Genomic DNA, 17,927 nt, shown 5'->3' on the forward strand with positions numbered 1-17,927 from the left:
GCGCGAGCAATACCAGCTAATCGGTAGGCTGAGTCGGTGCTGCCACGCGTCGAGAGTCCTCCGGCACTCCCGGCCAGCCGGGAGTCACTGCCGAGCTGGGTCCCCCTGGCGGTTATCGTCTCCGCCATCCTGCTCGCCGCGTCAGTGGCCGTCACCGTGCTGTCGGCTCTGGGGGTCGCGGATGTGCTGCCGCCGGCGATCCGGGCCACCGTGGGGGTGCTGGCCGTGCTCACGATGCCCGGGCTTCCATTGGCGGCGTTGTTGCGGTTGCCCACCAACGGGGTGTTCACCGCTGTTGCGGTGTCGTTGTCCTTGGCCATCAATGTGCTTGCCGCTCAACTGAATTACGCGGGCGGATTGCACCAGCCGTATGCCGTTCAGTTCGCGGTGTCCGCTCTCGGTGTCGTGGCCACCGCGGCGCTGGGGCGTCAGTGGTACCGCAGGCGCGAGTCCACGACCGTCGCGGGCGCGCTGGGCTGGGTGCGACGCGGATTGGCGGCCAGTGGCGACCGCAGGCTCAGCGCGATCCTGTTGGTGGCGGTCATCGGTTTGTTCTTCAGCGCGATCCATCGCCTCGATGTCGAGGCGGCGGGCAGTCTGGGGCTGCTCGGCGTGCTCGGGGTGGACTACTACGCCGGGCTCGCCCTGCTGTGCGTCCTGCTCGTGATCGAGTACCGCCGCACCGTTCTCGACAGGCTGGCGGTCGCGACGTCGAACGTCGTGCTGATCGCCTACATCACGATGCCGGTCGCGTGGGCGCTGGGCACCGCCCCGTTCGTGACCGCATACGTGCACCGGATGATCACCAATTGGCTGATCGATTCCGGAGCACTGCCGCCGCCGGTGGACGCCCGGATCAGTTGGGCCGGATTCTTCTCGGCCGCGGCCAATCTGGTGACCACCACGGGATTGCACGACAGCGTGACCCTTCTGGTCAGTGCCTCGCTGGTATTCGGCATCTGCCTGATGTTCCCGGTCTACGCGATCGGCCTGGCGATCACCGGCAGCCGGCGGGTTGCCTGGCTCGGCGTCACCATGCTCACCCTGTTCAACTGGTATCAGCAGGACTATTTCGCACCGCAGGCCGTCGCGATGCAGTTCTATGCCACGATCCTGGCCGTATTGCTATGGCAGCTGCGCCATTCAGGAGTCCCTGCGCTTGCCGGTGGCCGGCTGAAGCGCACGGCGACGGCATGGCGACGGATACCGGGACGGGTCCCCGGGCGGGACGGGCAGTGGACGCTGGCGGTCGAGATGGCACTCGTCGTCATCCTCGCGGCAATGGTGGTCGCCCATCAACTGACCCCACTGGCCGTCATCGGTGTGCTGTTGATCATGTCGGCGGCGGGCCTGACTCGCTACAAGTTGTTGTGGCTCGTCGCATTCGTGATATTCATCGCGTGGTTCCGCTACGGCGCCTCCGCCTACTGGGAGGGGCACCTCGGTCAGGTCATCGCCGATATCGGTGGCGTCGATCAGAATCTGAATTCTTCTGTCTCGCAGAAGATCACGGGCGATCCCAGCTACCGCCACATGCAGCTGCTCAGAATCGTCGCCGCGCTGGTGCTGATGTCAACGGCGTCGCTCGGATGGTGGCGGTTGCGCCGGCTGCCACAAAGCAGGCCATGGCTGATCGCCGCACTGGCGCTGGCGCCGTTCGTGCTGGTGTTGCTCCAGAGCTATGGCGGGGAGGTGGCGATTCGCGCTTTTCTGTATGCGTCGCCTGTGCTGTCACCCCTGGCCGCGCTGGCCATTCTGCCGCTACTCCGGCCGCGTACCGATCGCACCGTCGTGCGCCGGATGACCGCCGTGGCCGCGGGCTGCGTGCTGTCTCTGACCGCCCTGCTGGTGACCGCCAACCGCGGCCTCAACATCTCGTTCGAACGGACGTTGCCCCACGAATTGGCAATCGCGAGTGAACTTGTCGGGAAAATCCACGACGCCGGGCTCGGGTACTGGGGCCAGGGTGCGCTCTATGGAGTGCCGAGACAATTCGAGTTGGCGGATAGCTGCTTTGGCTCCGCGGAGGAGTTGGCCACCTGCACGGCACAGCCTGATGTGGATTACTTCTCGAACACCGAGCAGGACGAGAACTTCATCCGGTTGAGCATGGGTGCCAGCCGGGACACGACGCAGCGCGCGCTCGAGCTTCTCAGGACCGAGAAGGGATTTCAGACGGTGTACGACTCCGGGGGAGTGGTGGTATTGAAACGGCCCAGCGCGCCGATGATCCATCTGGGAGGCAACTGATGGTCGCGATTGCACTGTTCGTCCTGTCGGGTGTGCTGTTCGGCCTGACCAGTTTTCGGCGTGAACGGGCCGTGCCGCCGGACGGGACATCCCGCCCCGACCGCACGACCGAGATTCTCATGCTGCAGGCTGTCTGCGCGGCCATCGCTGCGATCGTGGTCGCGACGGTGGACATGGTGACGACCGTCTCATGAGGGCCACAGTGATCTGTGCCAACGGCCATCAGAACCCCGACGGACAGTACTTCTGCGGTGAGTGTGGCGACCTGCTGGAGCCGGGCGCGGTCATCTGCCTGGCCGGCCACGCCAATCCCGACGACCGGCGCTTCTGCGGCGAATGTGGCGCCCCACTGGTCGCACCGGCCGGCGTGACGCCGGCTGCGTCGACCGCGCGCTGGTCGGTCGATCCCACCGGCCGGCACCAATGCCGGTACTGGGATGGCGCCACGTGGACCCAGCATGTGGCCGACGGCGGAACACTCGGAACCGACCCAGAGCCCAGGGCGCCGGGCTGGCGGGCCGAGTCGTGGGTTGCGCTGATCGCGGGATTGATCACCGTGGGGCTGCTTGCCGCGGCCGGCGCTGACATCTGGGTCCAACTGTCCCGAGACGCGGCCAACCCGAGCGCCGTTGGTCAGAGTTCGACGACCACGCCGACATCCACCGGCGCCGCCTCGTCGTCGGCGCCACCACCGCCGTCCGTCGTCGTCGCGACCCCGTGTCAGCCCGGCGGCAACGGCGTCGCCGCCGACGGTTCGGCGACTTACTGTGAGCGCCTTGCCGACACCGACCGCTACCTGTGGTCACTGAATCCCGGTGACATTCCCAGCCCCGCGGTTGGGCAGGGCGGCGACCCTGCGGTGGGGGTGTGCATGGTCCAGACCGGGCGCACCGAAGCCGACTGCGTCGAATATCTCCAACCCGCTCGGTGACCCGGGCAACTAGGTAAAGTTCGCCCGTGGGCTATCCCGAGAACGTGCTGGCCGCCAACGAGCAGGTCGTGCTACACCGCCACCCGCACTGGAAGCGCTTGGTCGGCCCGATCCTGGTGCTGCTGATCGCCACGGTCGCCGCGGCGTTCGTGGCCGCGCTCGTCAACAACACCAACTGGGACCCGACCGCCAAGAAGGTTCTTTTCGGCGTCATCGCGGCGATCTGGCTGATCCTGGTCGGCTGGCTGACGCTGTGGAAGTTCTTGAACTGGCTCACAACGCATTTCGTGATCACCGACCGGCGGGTGATGTACCGCCACGGGCTGCTGACTCGCTCGGGCATCGATATCCCGTTGGCGCGCATCAACAGTGTGGAGTTCCGGCACGGCTTGCTCGACCGCATGTTGCGCACCGGCACCCTGGTCATCGAGTCGGCGAGCCAGGATCCCCTTGAATTCCACGACATTCCCCTCGTGGAGCGGGTGCACTCACTGCTGTATCACGAAGTTTTCGACACTTTGGGCTCCGAAGAGTCGCCCAGCTGAGGCTTGTCCACCTGATTTATGGCGCCCGGGCGGCGCAACGGCGTGACGGTGCCGCCGGCCTCGTACTCGTCCTCCAACGCCTCGGCAAGACCACCGCCGGTGAGTGTTGACTCCAGCCCCTTGTCGTGGCTCGGGCCGAACTCGTCGGGGAACACCCAGCGGCGGAACGCCCAGAATCGGAACGCCATCTGCAGCAGGTTGCCGATGAGGTAGGCCGAGAGGAAGTCGGCGATGTTCTCCATGGTCAGTGAGACGTGCGGTACCCGCAGGTCCAGCACGTAGCTGGAGAACCACAGCGGGGCCATGCTCAACAGCACCCCCACGCCACTGACCCCGAAGAACAGCAGCGCTTCGTGGTGGCGTTCGCGGCCGCCGCGGTTGCGGAAGCTCCATTCGCGGTTCAGCACGTAGGACGCGATCACCGCGACGATGCCCGCGATCACCTTGGCGGTGACCGGCTTGGGCTCGAGGATCGTGAGCTTCAGCGTGTAGAAGATCGCCGAGTCGATGACGAACGTCGTCGCACCGACGATGGCGAATTTGATGAGCTCGTGATGCCGCTCGGCGAAGGGCCGGATCGGTCGGGGCAGCCGAGCGATCGTGGCATCAGCGAAAGACACAAGGAACAAGTCTACGGAAGTCACCGCGCGTGTGCGTACTCGCGCAGGTCTGACACCATGATGGCCGTGTCGAACAGCCCTAGACCTCCCATCGTCGCCATGGTCGGCGGCGGGCAGCTGGCGAGGATGACTCACCAGTCGGCCATCGCGCTCGGCCAGAGCCTGCGGGTGCTGGCCGTCAGCCCCGACGATCCGGCCGCCCAGGTGACTCCCGACGTGGTGATCGGTGCCCACACCGACCTCGACGCGCTGCGTCGGGCGGCTGCGGGCGCCGCCGCGCTGACCTTTGACCACGAGCATGTGCCGACCGAGCTGCTCGACATCCTGATCGCCGAGGGTGTGACGGTGGCGCCGCCGCCGGAGGCCCTGGTGCACGCCCAGGACAAGCTGGTGATGCGGCGCAAGCTGGCGGCGCTGGGCGCGCCAATCCCGCGGTTCACCGCCGTCACCAGCGTCGATGACGTCGACGCCTTCGCCGCCGAGATCGGCGGACCGGTGGTGATCAAGACCGTCCGCGGCGGCTACGACGGCCGCGGCGTGGTGCTCGCCAGGGATCTGGCGCATGCCCGCGAGGCGGTCGCCGGCTATCTGGCCGACAACGTGCCGGTAATGCTCGAGGAGCGGGTGTCGATGCGCCGTGAGCTCTCGGCGCTGGTGGCCCGCTCGCCGTTCGGTCAAGGCGCGGCGTGGCCGATCGTGGAGACCGTGCAGCGCGACGGGATCTGCGTCACTGTCGTGGCGCCCGCACAGGGGTTGTCCGAGGAACTGGCCGGCGCCGCAGAGCAGCTGGGCCTGCGGCTTGCCGCCGAGCTGGGAGTCGTCGGCGTGCTGGCCGTCGAGCTGTTCGAGACGACCGAGGGCACGCTACTGGTCAACGAATTGGCGATGCGGCCGCACAACTCCGGGCACTGGACCATGGACGGTGCGGTGACCAGCCAGTTCGAGCAGCATCTCCGGGCGGTCCTGGACTACCCGCTTGGCGACACCCGGCCGGTCGCGCCGGTGACGGTGATGGCCAACGTGCTGGGCGCGCCGCAGGCTCCCGCGATGGGCGTTGACGAGCGGCTACACCACCTTTTCGGCCGGATTCCGGAGGCGAAGGTCCACCTGTACGGCAAGGAGGAACGCCCAGGCCGCAAGGTGGGCCACGTGAACATCGTCGGCACGGGAGATCGTGACGCGAATCAGGTGCGTGAACGTGCCGAGCGAGCGGCACACTGGTTGTCGCACGCAGAGTGGACGGACGGATGGGATGGGCATGCCTGAACCAGTGGTCGGCTTGATCATGGGCAGCGATAGCGACTGGCCGGTGATGGAAGCTGCCGCCGAGGCGCTGGCCGAGTTCGAGGTGCCCTTCGAGGTGGGCGTCGTGTCGGCGCACCGCACACCGGGCCGGATGCTCGACTACGCGCGCGGCGCGGCCGCTCGCGACATCAAGGTGATCATCGCCGGGGCCGGCGGTGCGGCCCATCTGCCCGGCATGGTGGCCTCGGCCACAGCGCTGCCGGTGATCGGGGTGCCGGTGCCGCTGGGCAAGCTCGACGGGCTGGATTCGCTGCTCTCGATCGTTCAGATGCCGGCTGGTGTGCCGGTCGCCACGGTCTCGATCGGTGGCGCTCGCAACGCCGGGCTGCTGGCGGTGCGCATCCTGGCGGTGTCGGACGAGGCGCTGCGCAAGCGGATGGAGAGCTTTCAGGACGAGCTGGAAGCCCAGGTCCTGGAGAAGGATCGGGCGCTGCGGGAGCGATTACTCGGTGAGGGAAGTCCCGGGTAAAGTTACCGGCGAGTAGCAAGGAGGCTGTGATGGCGGGAAATCCGGATTTCGACGTGTTCAAGTTGCCCGAGGAGCACGACGAGCTGCGGGCGGCGATTCGGGCGTTGGCGGAAAAAGAGATCGCGCCGTACGCGGCCGATTGCGACGAGAACTCGCGTTTTCCCCAGGAGGCGCTGGATGCGCTGAACGCCTCGGGCTTCAACGCGGTCCACGTGCCCGAGGAGTACGGCGGCCAGGGCGCGGATTCGGTGGCGACATGCATCGTCATCGAGGAAGTCGCCAGGGTCGACGCCTCGGCCTCGCTGATCCCCGCCGTCAACAAGCTGGGCACGATGGGCCTGATCCTGCGCGGGTCGGAAGAACTGAAGAACAAGGTGCTGCCGTCGCTCGCCTCGGGTGAGGCGATGGCGTCGTACGCCCTCTCCGAGCGGGAGGCAGGCAGCGACGCGGCGTCGATGCGTACCCGCGCCAAGGCCGATGGCGACGACTGGATCCTCAACGGCGCCAAGGCCTGGATCACCAACGGCGGCAAGTCATCCTGGTACACGGTGATGGCGGTGACCGATCCGGACAAGGGCGCCAACGGCATCTCGGCCTTCATGGTCCACATCGACGACGAGGGCTTCACGATCGGGCCCAAGGAGCGCAAGCTCGGCATCAAGGGTTCGCCCACCACCGAGCTGTACTTCGAGAACTGCCGCGTTCCTGGCGACCGGATCGTCGGCGATCCGGGCACCGGGTTCAAGACGGCGCTGGCCACACTGGACCACACCCGCCCGACCATCGGTGCGCAGGCCGTCGGCATCGCGCAGGGCGCGCTGGACGCAGCGATCGCATACACCAAGGACCGCAAGCAGTTCGGCACGGCGATCTCCGAATTCCAGGGCGTGCAGTTCATGCTCGCCGACATGGCGATGAAGGTCGAAGCGGCCCGGCTGATGGTGTACTCGGCCGCTGCCCGCGCCGAGCGCGGCGAGCCCAACCTCGGGTTCATCTCGGCTGCGTCGAAGTGCTTCGCATCCGATGTCGCCATGGAGGTGACCACCGATGCCGTGCAGCTGTTCGGCGGCGCGGGTTACACCGTGGACTTCCCGGTGGAGCGAATGATGCGCGATGCCAAGATCACTCAGATCTACGAGGGCACCAACCAGATTCAGCGGGTCGTGATGTCCCGCGCGCTGTTGCGCTAGTCGGGTCCGCTTACTCGGCTGGTCTCAGGTGGGTGATATCGCCCGCCGAGACCGTCGTCACCTCGGAACCGGTGTCGATGCTCAACCGGCCCAGGGTGTCGATATCGATTGCGATGCCGGTGATCTCACGGTCGCCGGGCATGGTGGCGCGCACCCGGGCGCCCAGCGTGAGGCTGCGCTTCCGGTAGTCCTCGATGAGTCGTCGATCGGGGCCCTTCGCGGCTTGCCAGTCTGCGATGCGGGCGGTCAGCTCGCGCAGAATCGCCCCGACCACGACCTCACGGTCGAGCACGGCGGCGCCGAGCATCTGCAGTGAGGTGGCCCGGGGATCCGGCGCTTCCTCGGCGGTCAGGGTGACGTTGAGGCCGAGCCCCACCACGATGACCGGATCGGGGGCGGCGACTTCGGCCAGGATGCCGGCGAGCTTGCCGGTGCCTACCAGTACGTCGTTGGGCCACTTCACCCCGGCTTCGATGCCCGTGCTGGCGCGGACCGCGTCGACCAGCGCCACGCCGGTGAGCAACGGCAGCCAGCCCCAGCCTTCTGCGTCGACGCCGTCGGCGCTCACCCCGATCGACAGCGCGATCTGTGAGCGTGGCGGCGCCGACCAACTGCGGCCATTGCGGCCGCGGCCTGCGCTCTGGTGCTCGGCGAGCAGCACCGCGCCGCGGATGTCCTCGCCTGCGGCATGCCGGGCCAGCAGGTCGGCGTTGGTCGAGCCGGTCGACTCGACCACGTCGAGGCGGCGTACTGGAAGTTCGGACAGCGCAGCGGGGTTCAACGGGGTGCGGCTCACCCCGGGGAGCCTAGTGGCTCGCTTGGGGGCGTCAGAGCCGGCGGGTGACCTTCTCGGTATGCGCACGTCGTTCCAGGGCGGCCGGGTCGGGATTGGTCACCTGAACCAGCGACGCGCCCGTGGCGAATACTGCCACCAGATTCGCGACAACCTCGTCGGGGGTGGACCACGGCAACGACGACATCACCCGATCGCCTGCGGAGATGCCTGATGCGGCAGCGGATTCGGATGCCGCGGCCAGAACCTGATCTGCTGACTGGCCGGCCAGTGCCGGACCGGGCCGGGGCTCGGTGATGAACTGATCGCCGTGCACCCGCACCGCCGTCGCATAATCGGTGACGCCGATGGGAAGGTCGGCCACCGGCTTGCCGAAGGGGTCCAGCGACAACACCGCGACCTCGCCGCCGGCCACCGCCTCGTCGGCCTCATCAAGTCGTTCGGAAGTGCACAACGCGAAGTCGGCTGTGCCTGATGTCGCCGGCCCAGCGGCTCCGGGACCGGCGAGCACGACTTCGGCGCCGATCCACCACACGCCCAGCAGGACCGCCGCCGTCTGCCAATGCGCGGGCAGCAACACCGCCACCCGGCTGCCCGGCCCTGCGCCGAGTTCGTCGCGTAACAGGTTGGCGGTCTTGGCCGCCCAGTTGGCCAGCGTCACCGTCGACAGTTCGATGCGCTCACCGGTCGCGTCGTCGTAGTAGGTGATCCGCGGGCCCATCGGGTCGGCCTTCAGCAGCGGATCCAGCACCGTCGCAGTCAGATTGGTCATCAGTTGACGCATTTGGGGTCGTCGGACCCCGCGGTGATGATGGGCGACGGCGGGGGAGCCGTGCCGTCACCGGCCTGACCGGCGGCCTGGCTGACCGCCGCCGACGTCGGCAGCGACCCCTCCAGGCCCGAACCCGGTCCGGTGTAGTCGCTGGCCAGCACCACCCGCACAGTGCCCGCGGGAACGCCCTCTTCGGCCACGACGGGCAATCCGCCGAGCTCCTTGGCGATGGCCTGGGCGCCGAGGTCGTCGTCCTTGGCTGCCTGCACCTGACTGCGGATCACATGGTCCTTGTCGTTGTTGCCGATGGTGCCCGCGCCAAAGCCCTTGGTGCTCAAGACGTCTGACACCGCGCCGGCCAGGCCGTTGATGTCGGTGTCGTTGACCACGTCGGCCTTGGTCTGTTCCGGTGTGTAGGCGATCTTCTCGGTCTTACCTTCGGCCTGATCGTGCAACAGGCTGGCCACCCAGTCCTGCACCTGAGACGGATCGACCCGGACAACGGACTGCATGCCGTCATCGCTCCAGCCGGCCTCGTCGAGGACCGGGATGGTCGCGAACGCCACATTGCCACCCGCGAGATTCTCGAGCTGCTTGATGAAATCCATGATGTCCCAGCCCGATGAGAGGACCACCGAGCGCTGAATCGCGTCCTGCAGCTTGTTCAGGGTCGACGGGCTGGTCAGGGTCTTGCCCGAAATCACTTGGTGGGCCAGGGAAGCCATCACCACCTGCTGGCGCACCACCCGATCCAGGTCGCCACGAGGCAGGTCGTGACGCTGCCGGACGAAGCTCAGTGCCTGCGGGCCGTCGAGCTTCTGCCAGCCGGCCGGGAAGTCGGCGCCGGAAAGGGGTTCGTAAACAGCGTCTTTCAAGCAGACATCGACGCCGCCGAGCGCGTCGGTGATCAGCGAGAAGCCGAGCAGGCCGATCTCGGCATAGTGGTCGACCGTGACGCCGGTCAGATCGGCGACGGTCTTGATGAGTGCCTCGCGGCCCGCCTCGGTGGCCTTGGGTTCAGCCTCGGCGGGGTCCATGCCCTGCTGCTCGACCAGTTGCTTCATCTTGTCCAGCTTCACCTGGCCGTAGACGCCGTTGATCTTCGTCTTGTCCAGGCCCGGCGCCTTGACATACGAGTCGCGGGGGATCGAGATCGCCGTCGCCGACTTCCCGTTGTTGGGGATGCGGACCAGGATGATCGTGTCGGTGTTCGTGGACACGTCGTCGCCGGCGTGCAGGGCGGCCAGTTCGTCTTCGGACAGCGGATTGCCGTGGGCGTCGGTGCGGCTGTCCATACCGACCAGCAGGATGTCGATCGCGCCGTCCTGCCCGCCGCCGCCGAGCGCCGAGGTGCTCATGTGGAAGATGCCGTTCTCGAAGGAGCGGATCTTGCCCCACGCAACTCCGGTGCCGACCATCACCGCCACCGCGATCAACGCGAGCACGGTACGGGCCACCCGCCGGGCGCCCGTCAGTGCTTCGGTGTCAGCAGGCATCAGCCCAGGCTACTGGGGACAAGGGCGCAAGCCGGGTAGCCGAAACCGGCGTGCCAGACTCGTAATCGTGGCAGCAAGGATCGTGATCACAGGTGCCAGTGGCCAGGTTGGGAGCTTTCTCGCAGGTGAGGCCGCCCGCAGGGGCCGGGAAGTCAGCGCGCTGACGCACCAGCAGTGGGACATAACCGACCCGGTGGCCGCCGAGCGGTTCATTGCCGAAGGGGACCTGGTGGTCAACTGCGCGGCGATCGCGAACGTCGACACCGCCGAAGCCGACCCCGACACCGCCTACGCCGTCAACGTCGTCGGGCCCGAGAACGTCGCGCATGCCTGTGCCCGGGTCGGCGCGCAGCTGATCCACATCTCCACCGATTACGTCTTCAGCGGCGACCAGCGGCACCCCTACGAGGTCGGTGACGACGCCGAGCCGTTGGGCGCCTACGGCCGCAGCAAGCTCGCCGGTGAGCTGGCCGTGCTGGCCGCGATGCCGGACGCCCACATCGTGCGCACCTCCTGGGTCTACACCGGTGGCGACGGCACGGACGTCGTCGCCGGTCTGCGCCGGCTTGCCGCCACCGACCGCACCGTCGACGCGGTCGACGACCAGACCGGGTCGCCCACCTACGTCAAGGACCTTGTCGACGCGCTGTTCGCGATCGGTGCGGGCGACATCAGGGAGCCCGTCTTGCACGTCGCCAACGAAGGCGCGTGCACCCGCTACGACCAGGCCCGGGCGGTGTTCGAGGAACTGGGCGCCGACCCCAGACGGGTGCGGCCGGTGAGCGCCGCCCAGTCGGCCCGCCGGGCGCCCCGCCCGGCGTATTCGGCACTGTCGACGGCGCTGTCGGTCCGGGCCGGGTTGAGCCCGCTGCGACCGTGGCGCGTGGCGCTGGCCGAGGCGCTTGCCCGTCCCGTCAACAACGGACAGTTACCCTCTACGCCGTGACGTCGAGCCGCCCCCTGACCCTGGTGACGGTGACGTACTCCCCGGGCTCACATCTCGATCGCTTCCTCTCGTCGTTGACGGTGGCCACCGATCGCCCGGTGACCGTTGTGCTGGCCGACAACGGCTCCACCGACGGCGCACCCGAGGAAGCTGTTGAGCGCTATCCGGGCACCCGACTGCTGCGTACCGGCGGGAACCTCGGCTACGGCAGTGCCGTCAACCGCGGTGTCGCCACCGCGCCTGCCGATGACGAGTTCGTGATCGTGGCCAATCCCGACGTGGTGTGGGGACCCAACAGCATCGACGAACTGCTGGCGGCCGCCGAGCGCTGGCCGCGGGCGGCGACGCTGGGGCCGCTGATCCGCGACCCCGACGGCGCGGTCTACCCATCAGCGCGTCACCTGCCCAGCCTGGTGCGCGGCGGCATGCACGCCGTCGTCGGCTTCGTCTGGAAGAACAACCCGTGGACGCGGGCCTACCGGCAGGAGTACCTCGAGCCCACCGAGCGCCCGGTCGGCTGGCTCTCGGGAGCCTGTCTGCTGATTCGCCGCGCGGCATTCGAGCAGGTCAGAGGATTCGATGAGCGCTACTTCATGTACATGGAGGACGTCGACCTTGGTGACCGATTGGGCGAGGCTGGCTGGCTCAACGTGTACGTGCCGTCGGCGGAGATCCTGCATGACAAGGGTCACTCGACCGGCCGCGATCCGGCCCGCAACCTGCGCGCTCATCACGAAAGCACCTACATTTATCTATCCGACCGTCATTTTGGCTGGTGGCGTGCTCCGCTGCGATGGACGATGAAGAGCGCGCTGAAGGTTCGGTCGCGTGCGGCCGTACGGAAGTCCCGGCGTGAGCTGGCGAGAGGGCAGGGGGCCCGGTGAGTGAAATTGATCCTTCGAAGGTCGATGCAGTGGTGCTCGTTGGGGGAAAGGGCACCCGACTGCGGCCGTTGACGGTGTCGGCGGCCAAGCCGATGCTGCCCACCGCGGGGCTGCCCTTCCTGACCCACCTGCTCTCGCGCATCGCCGAAGCAGGCATCGACCACGTCATCCTCGGTACCTCGTTCAAGGCGGCGACGTTCGAATCCGAGTTCGGTGATGGCTCCAAGCTCGGCCTGCAGATCGAATACGTCGTCGAGGAACATCCGCTGGGCACCGGCGGCGGCATCGCCAACGTGGTGCCGAAGCTGCGCCATGACACGGTGATGGTCTTCAACGGTGACGTGCTGTCCGGGATGGATCTGCGTTCGATGCTGGCCAGCCACCACGAGACGCAGGCCGATCTGACGCTGCATCTCGTGCGGGTCGGCGATCCGAGGGCGTTCGGCTGCGTGCCTACCGATGCCGACGGCCGTGTGCAGGCCTTCCTGGAGAAGACCGAGGACCCGCCGTCCGATCAGATCAACGCGGGCACCTACCTCTTCAAACGCGAGATCGTCGAACGGATCCCGCGCGGGCGCGAGGTGTCGGTGGAGCGTGAGGTGTTCCCGGCGCTGCTGGCCGACGGGGTGAAGGTGTGCGGCTACGTCGACTCGAGCTATTGGCGCGACATGGGCACACCGGAGGACTTCGTCCGTGGCTCGGCCGACCTGGTCCGCGGCCTGGCCCCGTCGCCTGCACTCGGCGGACGACGCGGGGAGAGCTTGGTGCATGACGGCGCGTCGGTGTCGCCCGGGGCGGTGCTGGTCGGCGGGACGGTGGTCGGCCGGGGCGCCGAGATCGGGCCTGGGGTACGCCTGGACGGCGCGGTCATTTTCGACGGGGCGCACATCGAGGCCGGCTCGGTGGTGGAGCGCTCGATCATCGGCGCCGGTGCCCGGATCGGGCCGCGCGCGCTGCTCCGCGACGCCATCATCGGCGACGGCGCCAACATCGGGGCGCGTTGCGAACTGCTGCGCGGTACCCGGGTGTGGCCCGGCGTCGTGATCCCCGACTGCGGGATCCGCTACTCGTCGGACATCTAGCGCGGCGCGCGCGAGCGGCCGGCTGCCACGAGGTGGGCCACGGCCGCGTCGATGCCCTCGGGCAGCGCGTCGATCGGCCACCACCGCAGATCCAGGGATTCGTCGCTGATCGCGATAACGGCGTCCGCGGGCGCCCGGGCGATGAACTGCAGATCCAGATGGCGGGTCGGCACCCCGAGCGAGCAGGTCAGCGCGTGCACGTGAATGGCGCCCAGCGCCGCATCGATGCGCAGGCCGTCGATCCCGGACTCCTCGGTCGCCTCGCGCATGGCCGCGGCGACGATGTCGGTGTCTTCCGGCTCGCAGTGCCCACCGAGCTGCACCCAGCGACCGAGTCGCGGATGCAGGGTCAGCAGTACCTCGTCACCGGAGTCGGAGACCACCAGAGCCGATGCGGTGATATGGCCGGGCGCACAGGCGCGCTCGCATGCGTCGCTGCGCGCGTTCAGAAATGCTAAGACAGCTTGGCGCAACGCGTCCTGGCCGACGTCGGGGGCATCCCACTCGGTCAACAACTCGATCGCCGAATCGCGCACACCCGAGTACGTCACCGCCGCACCAGCAGATCGCCGACCGGCGCCGGATCGCGGGGCTCGGGCGGGTCGACCGGATAGCCGATCGCGACAGCGCCCAGCGGCTCCCAATCCGGTGGCAGATCGAGGGTTTCGCGGACCAGTTGGGCCGCGAAGATCGTCGAACCGATCCAGCAGCTGCCCACGCCGCGGACCGCCAGCGCGACCAGCAGCCCCTGCACCGCTGCACCGACCGCGACGGTGAACATGGTGTGCTCGGCCTCGGTACGGGCCGCGTCCGGATAGCTGTGCGCGCCCTCCGGCACCAGGAACGGGATCACGATCTCCGGTGCGTCATAGAGGATTTGCCCGCGCCCGATGCGCCGCTCGACCGCGTCGGCCGGCTTGCCGTCGGCGGTCAGGTCTGCGCGCCAGGCGTCCTTCATTGCATCCAGCAGAGCGGCGCGACGGTCGTGATCGGTCAACCAGACGAACCGCACCGGACGGGTGTGGTGCGGGGCCGGCGCGGTGAGTGCCTCGGCGACCGCCTCCTCGATGAGCACGGCGTCGACGGGTTCGGCCGCGAACTGACGCACTGAGCGACGCAGAAGTTGGGCTTGGCGGCGGCCGAGTTCGATCGACTCGGCGGTGCCGAGCCAGAACAGGTCATCCTCGCCGCCGCGCAGCAGTCGCGCCGCGGTGGACCCGTCGTCGTCGAGTTCGAGGCCGCGTACCACCGCGACGGGCACCGCGGTCAGCTTGCCTTTGACAAGGTCGGCGGCGGCGGCAATTTCGTCGGCGACGGCCACCTCGGTGACCACCAGCTCGTTGCCGTGCCGGTCGACGGCACCGGCGTAGCCGTACAGCACCGGCAGCCCGGACGAGCCGATCGCGGCGTCGGTTTGCCCGTTGCGCCAGGCGCGGCCCATCGTGTCGGTGACGAGCACCGCGACGTTCACACCCAACCGGTCGTGCAGCGCCGCGCGCAGCGCGGCCGCGCTTGCATCGGGATCGAGTGGCAGCAGGGCCAATTCGGTTGCGCCGACATTGGAGCCGTCGACGCCGGCGGCGGCCTGCACGATGCCGTTGCGGTTCGCGGTGATAAGGGTGCGGCCCTTGCGCGCCAGCACCCGCACCGCCTCAGCGTCGATGAGTGTGCGGCGCAGGGCATCTCGTTCGTCGGGGTCGGAAGGCGCCGCGACGATGCGGCCCTCGCATTTCGACATCACCTTGCTGGTCACCACCACGATGTCGCCGTCGCGCAGCCACGGGGCGGCGTCGGCGAGGGCGGCGGCCAGATCGTCGCCGGGGCGGAATTCGGGAAGGCCGGCGACGGGCAGGATTTCGACCGGAGCCGCGGTCCCGTGCTCGAGACTCACGGCGACACACCTGCCAATTCCAGCCCGGCGCGCACCATCTCGGCGGTGGCCGTCGGGTCGGTCATCAGCAGGGGTATCGATTTCACCGTCACGCCGGGGATTTCGGCCTGATCTCCCTCGGAGATCAACCAGTAGTCCAGGATTCCGGTCGCCGACCGTGCGCCGTAGTGCCGAGCGACGGCTTGCGACGAGGTTTCGACGCCGATCACCGACAGGCACTCGTCGGCCATACCCCGCAACGGCTTTCCGCCGATGATGGGGGAGTAGCCGACGACCGGCGCGGGTGTGGACCGCAGTGCCGCGCGGATCCCGGGGATACCCAGGATCGCACCGACGCTCACCACCGGGTTCGACGGTGCCAGCATGACAACGTCGGCGTCGGTGATCGCATCGACGACACCCGGCCCGGCAGTGGCGTTTTCGGAGCCGACGAACGCGAAGCTGTGTGTGGCCACCTGGGCGCGGTAGCGCACCCACCACTCCTGGAAGTGAATCGCCTTGCGGTCGCCGGTGTCTGGATCGTCGATCACGACGTGGGTTTCGCACCGGTCGTCGCTGGCCGGCAGCAACGTGGCGCCGGGGGTCCAGCGACGGCAGAGTGCCTCAGTCACCTGGGAAAGCGGATATCCCGCCCGCAGCATTTGGCTTCGTACCAAATGCGTGGCTAAATCTCGGTCGCCCAAACCGAACCAATCCGGTTGGACCCCGTAGGCCGCCAATTCCTCTTTTGCATTCCAGGTCTCGTTGCGATGTCCCCAGCCGCGCTCGGGGTCGATACCGCCGCCCAAGGTGTACATGCAGGTGTCGAGGTCGGGGCAGATCCGTACGCCGTGCATCCACGCGTCGTCGCCGATGTTGACCACGGCCGTCAGCGCATGATCAAGATCGCTTGTGGCTGCGGATATCTGGCCGGCGAACTGGCCGAGGCCGAGCAATCGCTGCACGCCCAGCAAGAAGCGGGCACCCCCAACGCCGCCGACCAGAACGGTGATCTTCACACCGACCGACACTAGGCGGTCGGCACTTTCGGCGACGCACGCGGTCACAATCGGGTCACTCCCAAGACACGCCGGTGCATCGACTCGCCGAATTGTCCGAGGAAAGTGGTATCAATTTCGGTTCAATCGCTTGCGCGAAGCATCTCAGACGTGTCTAATCACATCAGTGTCATTTCCCGGTCGGACCTGCCGGTTTCGGTGTCCCAGACCGTGATTCGACCAGGTGTTCGAATGGAGTTGGGCACACTTCAAAAGTGGGCGACATGCAGAGATCTACGAAACCAGGTAAAGGAGGCGGAAATGTCCTATGAGCACGTAATTGGCGCAATGGGGTTGCCGCAGTCCATTCCCGGATCGCAGACGATGGGGGTAATGGCACGCGCTCACTTGAGTTTGGTGCCGGAGCCGATCATCGAAGCGACACCGGATTCAATCGAAGACGAAGACCAGTGGCAGGAACGCGCGCTGTGCGCGCAGACCGACCCCGAAGCGTTCTTCCCTGAAAAGGGTGGTTCCACTCGCGAAGCCAAGCGCATCTGCCTGGGCTGCGAGGTGCGTGAATCGTGCCTCGACTACGCCTTGGCTCACGATGAGCGCTTCGGCATCTGGGGCGGGCTCTCCGAGCGGGAGCGTCGTCGCCTCAAGCGCGGCATCATCTGACGCGCAAGCGCAACCTAATCCTCTTCCATACTCGGGTCGATGACTGACGGTTCGACACCGAGGTAGGTGGCCACCTGCGCCACCAGAATCTCGTGGAGAAGATCCGTCAGGTCGATCGAGTCCTTGGCCCGCCGCTCGATCGGCTTGCGAAACAGCACTATTCGGGCTCGCGTGGAGTTACCGCGTACATCTACCCCGGCCGGGATCAGCCGAGCCAGCGCAATAGGCCCGTCGGCGACCACTTCGGGCGGCCACTGCACACTGTCCGGATCCTTCGGCGCGATGCGCGGGATCTCGTCGACGGCGACGTCCAGTCCGGTGAGCCGTTGTTGCCAGCGCCGCTCGATCGGCTCGTAAGCCTCCAGCACCGCCATGTCGAACCGCTCGGCGCGGCTGCGCCAGCCAGGCACCGTCGGCGGCAGCAGCGGGCCCCGCATCTCGCGTCCCCGGCGCGATCCCGGGCCGCCGCCGGACCGACCACCTCGCCGGGAGCTGCGGGAATCGGCCACGACAGTGATCGTAACGGTTGTGAATCGGCGGCCTTGCGGCTGCGCGTGTCCGCGAGTCACCGGTGAATGAACCGCGATAACCTCACGGACGTGAATGTTCCCCGTCGCTGCTCACGGCCTGGGTGCCCCCTTTATGCGGTGGCGACGCTGACGTTCGTCTATTCCGATTCCACCGCCGTCGTCGGCCCGCTGGCAATCAGCCGCGAACCGCACTCCTGGGATCTGTGCATCGGACATGCCACCCGGATCACCGCGCCGATCGGGTGGGACCTGGTTCGCCATGCCGGCCCGCTGCCCGAGTTTCCGGACGAGGACGACCTGGTGGCCCTTGCCGACGCTGTTCGTGAGGGCCGCGACGGAATGTCGGCCCGGCAGCCGGTCGCGGGTTTTTCCGATCCCGGCGGCGCGGCACACGCACCGGCGACCAGTGCCCCGATGATGCCGTCGGCGGCGCATCGGCCGGCCGCCGCCGGCCGTCGGCGTGGGCACCTGCGCGTACTGCCAGACCCGACAGACTGACGCGATAGCCGCCCGTACCGGGGCGCGCAAACAGATAGGCTGGCGGCCAAGAGTCCCTCTCGGTCAG

20 protein-coding genes are annotated in these 17,927 nt (G+C 67.7%); 12 read left to right on the top strand and 8 right to left on the bottom strand.

The genetic code is table 11. The features are described from left to right. The first annotated feature begins 36 nt into the window (after positions 1 to 36). From SLQ31_RS07760 to SLQ31_RS07775, 4 genes are read left to right on the top strand one after another with little or no spacing between them, the layout of a single operon-like run. Complete coding sequence (locus SLQ31_RS07760; RefSeq protein ID WP_319431199.1) at positions 37 to 2,250, top strand: hypothetical protein; 2,214 nt, start codon at positions 37 to 39, stop codon at positions 2,248 to 2,250. Continuing rightward, the gene (locus tag SLQ31_RS07765; RefSeq protein WP_319431201.1) at positions 2,250 to 2,444 is read left to right on the top strand and encodes a hypothetical protein; all 195 of its coding nucleotides are present in this window, start codon (positions 2,250 to 2,252) and stop codon (positions 2,442 to 2,444) included. Before SLQ31_RS07760 ends, SLQ31_RS07765 begins: the two co-directional genes overlap by 1 nt. Continuing rightward, positions 2,441 to 3,181, top strand: coding sequence for a DUF2510 domain-containing protein (locus SLQ31_RS07770; protein ID WP_319431202.1), 741 nt, complete (start codon positions 2,441 to 2,443; stop codon positions 3,179 to 3,181). Before SLQ31_RS07765 ends, SLQ31_RS07770 begins: the two co-directional genes overlap by 4 nt. A 26-nt stretch (positions 3,182 to 3,207) precedes the next feature. Then, positions 3,208 to 3,726 (top strand): PH domain-containing protein, encoded by a 519-nt coding sequence (locus SLQ31_RS07775; protein WP_319431203.1) that lies wholly within the window; start codon positions 3,208 to 3,210, stop codon positions 3,724 to 3,726. Here SLQ31_RS07775 and SLQ31_RS07780 read toward each other — a convergent pair. Further along, on the bottom strand, positions 3,681 to 4,346 hold the full coding sequence (locus tag SLQ31_RS07780) for a GtrA family protein (RefSeq protein WP_319431204.1): 666 nt from the start codon (positions 4,344 to 4,346) through the stop codon (positions 3,681 to 3,683). The two genes, SLQ31_RS07775 and SLQ31_RS07780, sit on opposite strands and share 46 nt — an antisense overlap. A gap of 57 nt (positions 4,347 to 4,403) precedes the next feature. Here SLQ31_RS07780 and SLQ31_RS07785 point away from each other — a divergent pair, with 57 nt between their 5' ends. From SLQ31_RS07785 to SLQ31_RS07795, 3 genes are read left to right on the top strand one after another with little or no spacing between them, the layout of a single operon-like run. Next, positions 4,404 to 5,612 (top strand): 5-(carboxyamino)imidazole ribonucleotide synthase, encoded by a 1,209-nt coding sequence (locus tag SLQ31_RS07785; protein WP_319431205.1) that lies wholly within the window; start codon positions 4,404 to 4,406, stop codon positions 5,610 to 5,612. Continuing rightward, the gene (gene purE / locus SLQ31_RS07790; RefSeq protein WP_319431206.1) at positions 5,605 to 6,120 is read left to right on the top strand and encodes a 5-(carboxyamino)imidazole ribonucleotide mutase; all 516 of its coding nucleotides are present in this window, start codon (positions 5,605 to 5,607) and stop codon (positions 6,118 to 6,120) included. The genes SLQ31_RS07785 and purE overlap by 8 nt, the downstream gene beginning before the upstream one ends. Positions 6,121 to 6,149: 29 nt before the next feature. Then, on the top strand, positions 6,150 to 7,310 hold the full coding sequence (locus tag SLQ31_RS07795) for an acyl-CoA dehydrogenase (protein WP_319431207.1): 1,161 nt from the start codon (positions 6,150 to 6,152) through the stop codon (positions 7,308 to 7,310). A gap of 10 nt (positions 7,311 to 7,320) precedes the next feature. Here SLQ31_RS07795 and SLQ31_RS07800 read toward each other — a convergent pair whose 3' ends face one another. The 3 genes from SLQ31_RS07800 to SLQ31_RS07810 are packed head-to-tail and all read right to left on the bottom strand — an operon-like array spanning position 7,321 to position 10,293. Next, positions 7,321 to 8,106 carry a biotin--[acetyl-CoA-carboxylase] ligase gene (locus SLQ31_RS07800; protein ID WP_319431208.1) on the bottom strand — a complete coding sequence of 262 codons (786 nt, stop codon included), beginning with the start codon at positions 8,104 to 8,106 and terminating at the stop codon, positions 7,321 to 7,323. 31 nt (positions 8,107 to 8,137) lie between these two features. After that, entirely contained in the window at positions 8,138 to 8,875 is a 738-nt protein-coding gene (locus tag SLQ31_RS07805; RefSeq protein ID WP_319431209.1) for a TIGR03089 family protein, read from the bottom strand. Next, complete coding sequence (locus tag SLQ31_RS07810; protein ID WP_319432934.1) at positions 8,875 to 10,293, bottom strand: LCP family protein; 1,419 nt, start codon at positions 10,291 to 10,293, stop codon at positions 8,875 to 8,877. The genes SLQ31_RS07805 and SLQ31_RS07810 overlap by 1 nt, the downstream gene beginning before the upstream one ends. Before the next feature lie 145 nt (positions 10,294 to 10,438). Here SLQ31_RS07810 and rfbD point away from each other — a divergent pair, with 145 nt between their 5' ends. Genes rfbD through SLQ31_RS07825 form a run of 3 tightly spaced genes read left to right on the top strand, consistent with a single transcriptional unit; the run spans position 10,439 to position 13,283 of the window. After that, positions 10,439 to 11,317: a dTDP-4-dehydrorhamnose reductase gene (gene rfbD / locus SLQ31_RS07815; protein ID WP_319431210.1), complete on the top strand. Its 879-nt coding sequence runs from the start codon at positions 10,439 to 10,441 to the stop codon at positions 11,315 to 11,317. Then, the gene (locus tag SLQ31_RS07820) at positions 11,314 to 12,201 is read left to right on the top strand and encodes a glycosyltransferase family 2 protein (protein WP_319431211.1); all 888 of its coding nucleotides are present in this window, start codon (positions 11,314 to 11,316) and stop codon (positions 12,199 to 12,201) included. Before rfbD ends, SLQ31_RS07820 begins: the two co-directional genes overlap by 4 nt. 5 nt (positions 12,202 to 12,206) lie before the next feature. After that, the gene (locus SLQ31_RS07825; RefSeq protein ID WP_319432936.1) at positions 12,207 to 13,283 is read left to right on the top strand and encodes an NDP-sugar synthase; all 1,077 of its coding nucleotides are present in this window, start codon (positions 12,207 to 12,209) and stop codon (positions 13,281 to 13,283) included. On the opposite strand, the gene SLQ31_RS07830 is transcribed toward SLQ31_RS07825, so the two are convergent. The 3 genes from SLQ31_RS07830 to cofD are packed head-to-tail and all read right to left on the bottom strand — an operon-like array spanning position 13,280 to position 16,172. After that, positions 13,280 to 13,834, bottom strand: coding sequence for an NUDIX hydrolase (locus SLQ31_RS07830; protein ID WP_319431212.1), 555 nt, complete (start codon positions 13,832 to 13,834; stop codon positions 13,280 to 13,282). The two genes, SLQ31_RS07825 and SLQ31_RS07830, sit on opposite strands and share 4 nt — an antisense overlap. Further along, positions 13,831 to 15,174, bottom strand: coding sequence for a coenzyme F420-0:L-glutamate ligase (locus tag SLQ31_RS07835; protein ID WP_319431213.1), 1,344 nt, complete (start codon positions 15,172 to 15,174; stop codon positions 13,831 to 13,833). The genes SLQ31_RS07830 and SLQ31_RS07835 overlap by 4 nt, the downstream gene beginning before the upstream one ends. After that, a complete protein-coding gene (gene cofD, locus SLQ31_RS07840) occupies positions 15,171 to 16,172 on the bottom strand; it encodes a 2-phospho-L-lactate transferase (RefSeq protein ID WP_319431214.1) in 1,002 nt (333 codons plus the stop codon). The genes SLQ31_RS07835 and cofD overlap by 4 nt, the downstream gene beginning before the upstream one ends. 327 nt (positions 16,173 to 16,499) lie before the next feature. Here cofD and SLQ31_RS07845 point away from each other — a divergent pair, with 327 nt between their 5' ends. After that, entirely contained in the window at positions 16,500 to 16,832 is a 333-nt protein-coding gene (locus tag SLQ31_RS07845; RefSeq protein ID WP_319432938.1) for a WhiB family transcriptional regulator, read from the top strand. 14 nt (positions 16,833 to 16,846) lie between these two features. Here SLQ31_RS07845 and SLQ31_RS07850 read toward each other — a convergent pair whose 3' ends face one another. Further along, complete coding sequence (locus SLQ31_RS07850) at positions 16,847 to 17,269, bottom strand: metallopeptidase family protein (RefSeq protein WP_319432940.1); 423 nt, start codon at positions 17,267 to 17,269, stop codon at positions 16,847 to 16,849. A gap of 162 nt (positions 17,270 to 17,431) precedes the next feature. Between SLQ31_RS07850 and SLQ31_RS07855 the strand changes: the two genes are divergently transcribed. Further along, positions 17,432 to 17,860, top strand: a complete 429-nt coding sequence (locus SLQ31_RS07855) for a DUF3499 domain-containing protein (protein ID WP_319431215.1) — start codon at positions 17,432 to 17,434, stop codon at positions 17,858 to 17,860. The last annotated feature ends 67 nt before the right edge of the window (positions 17,861 to 17,927 follow it).

Origin of the sequence: Mycobacterium sp. RTGN5 (assembly GCF_033804465.1) — a bacterium.
Lineage (GTDB): Bacteria > Actinomycetota > Actinomycetes > Mycobacteriales > Mycobacteriaceae > Mycobacterium.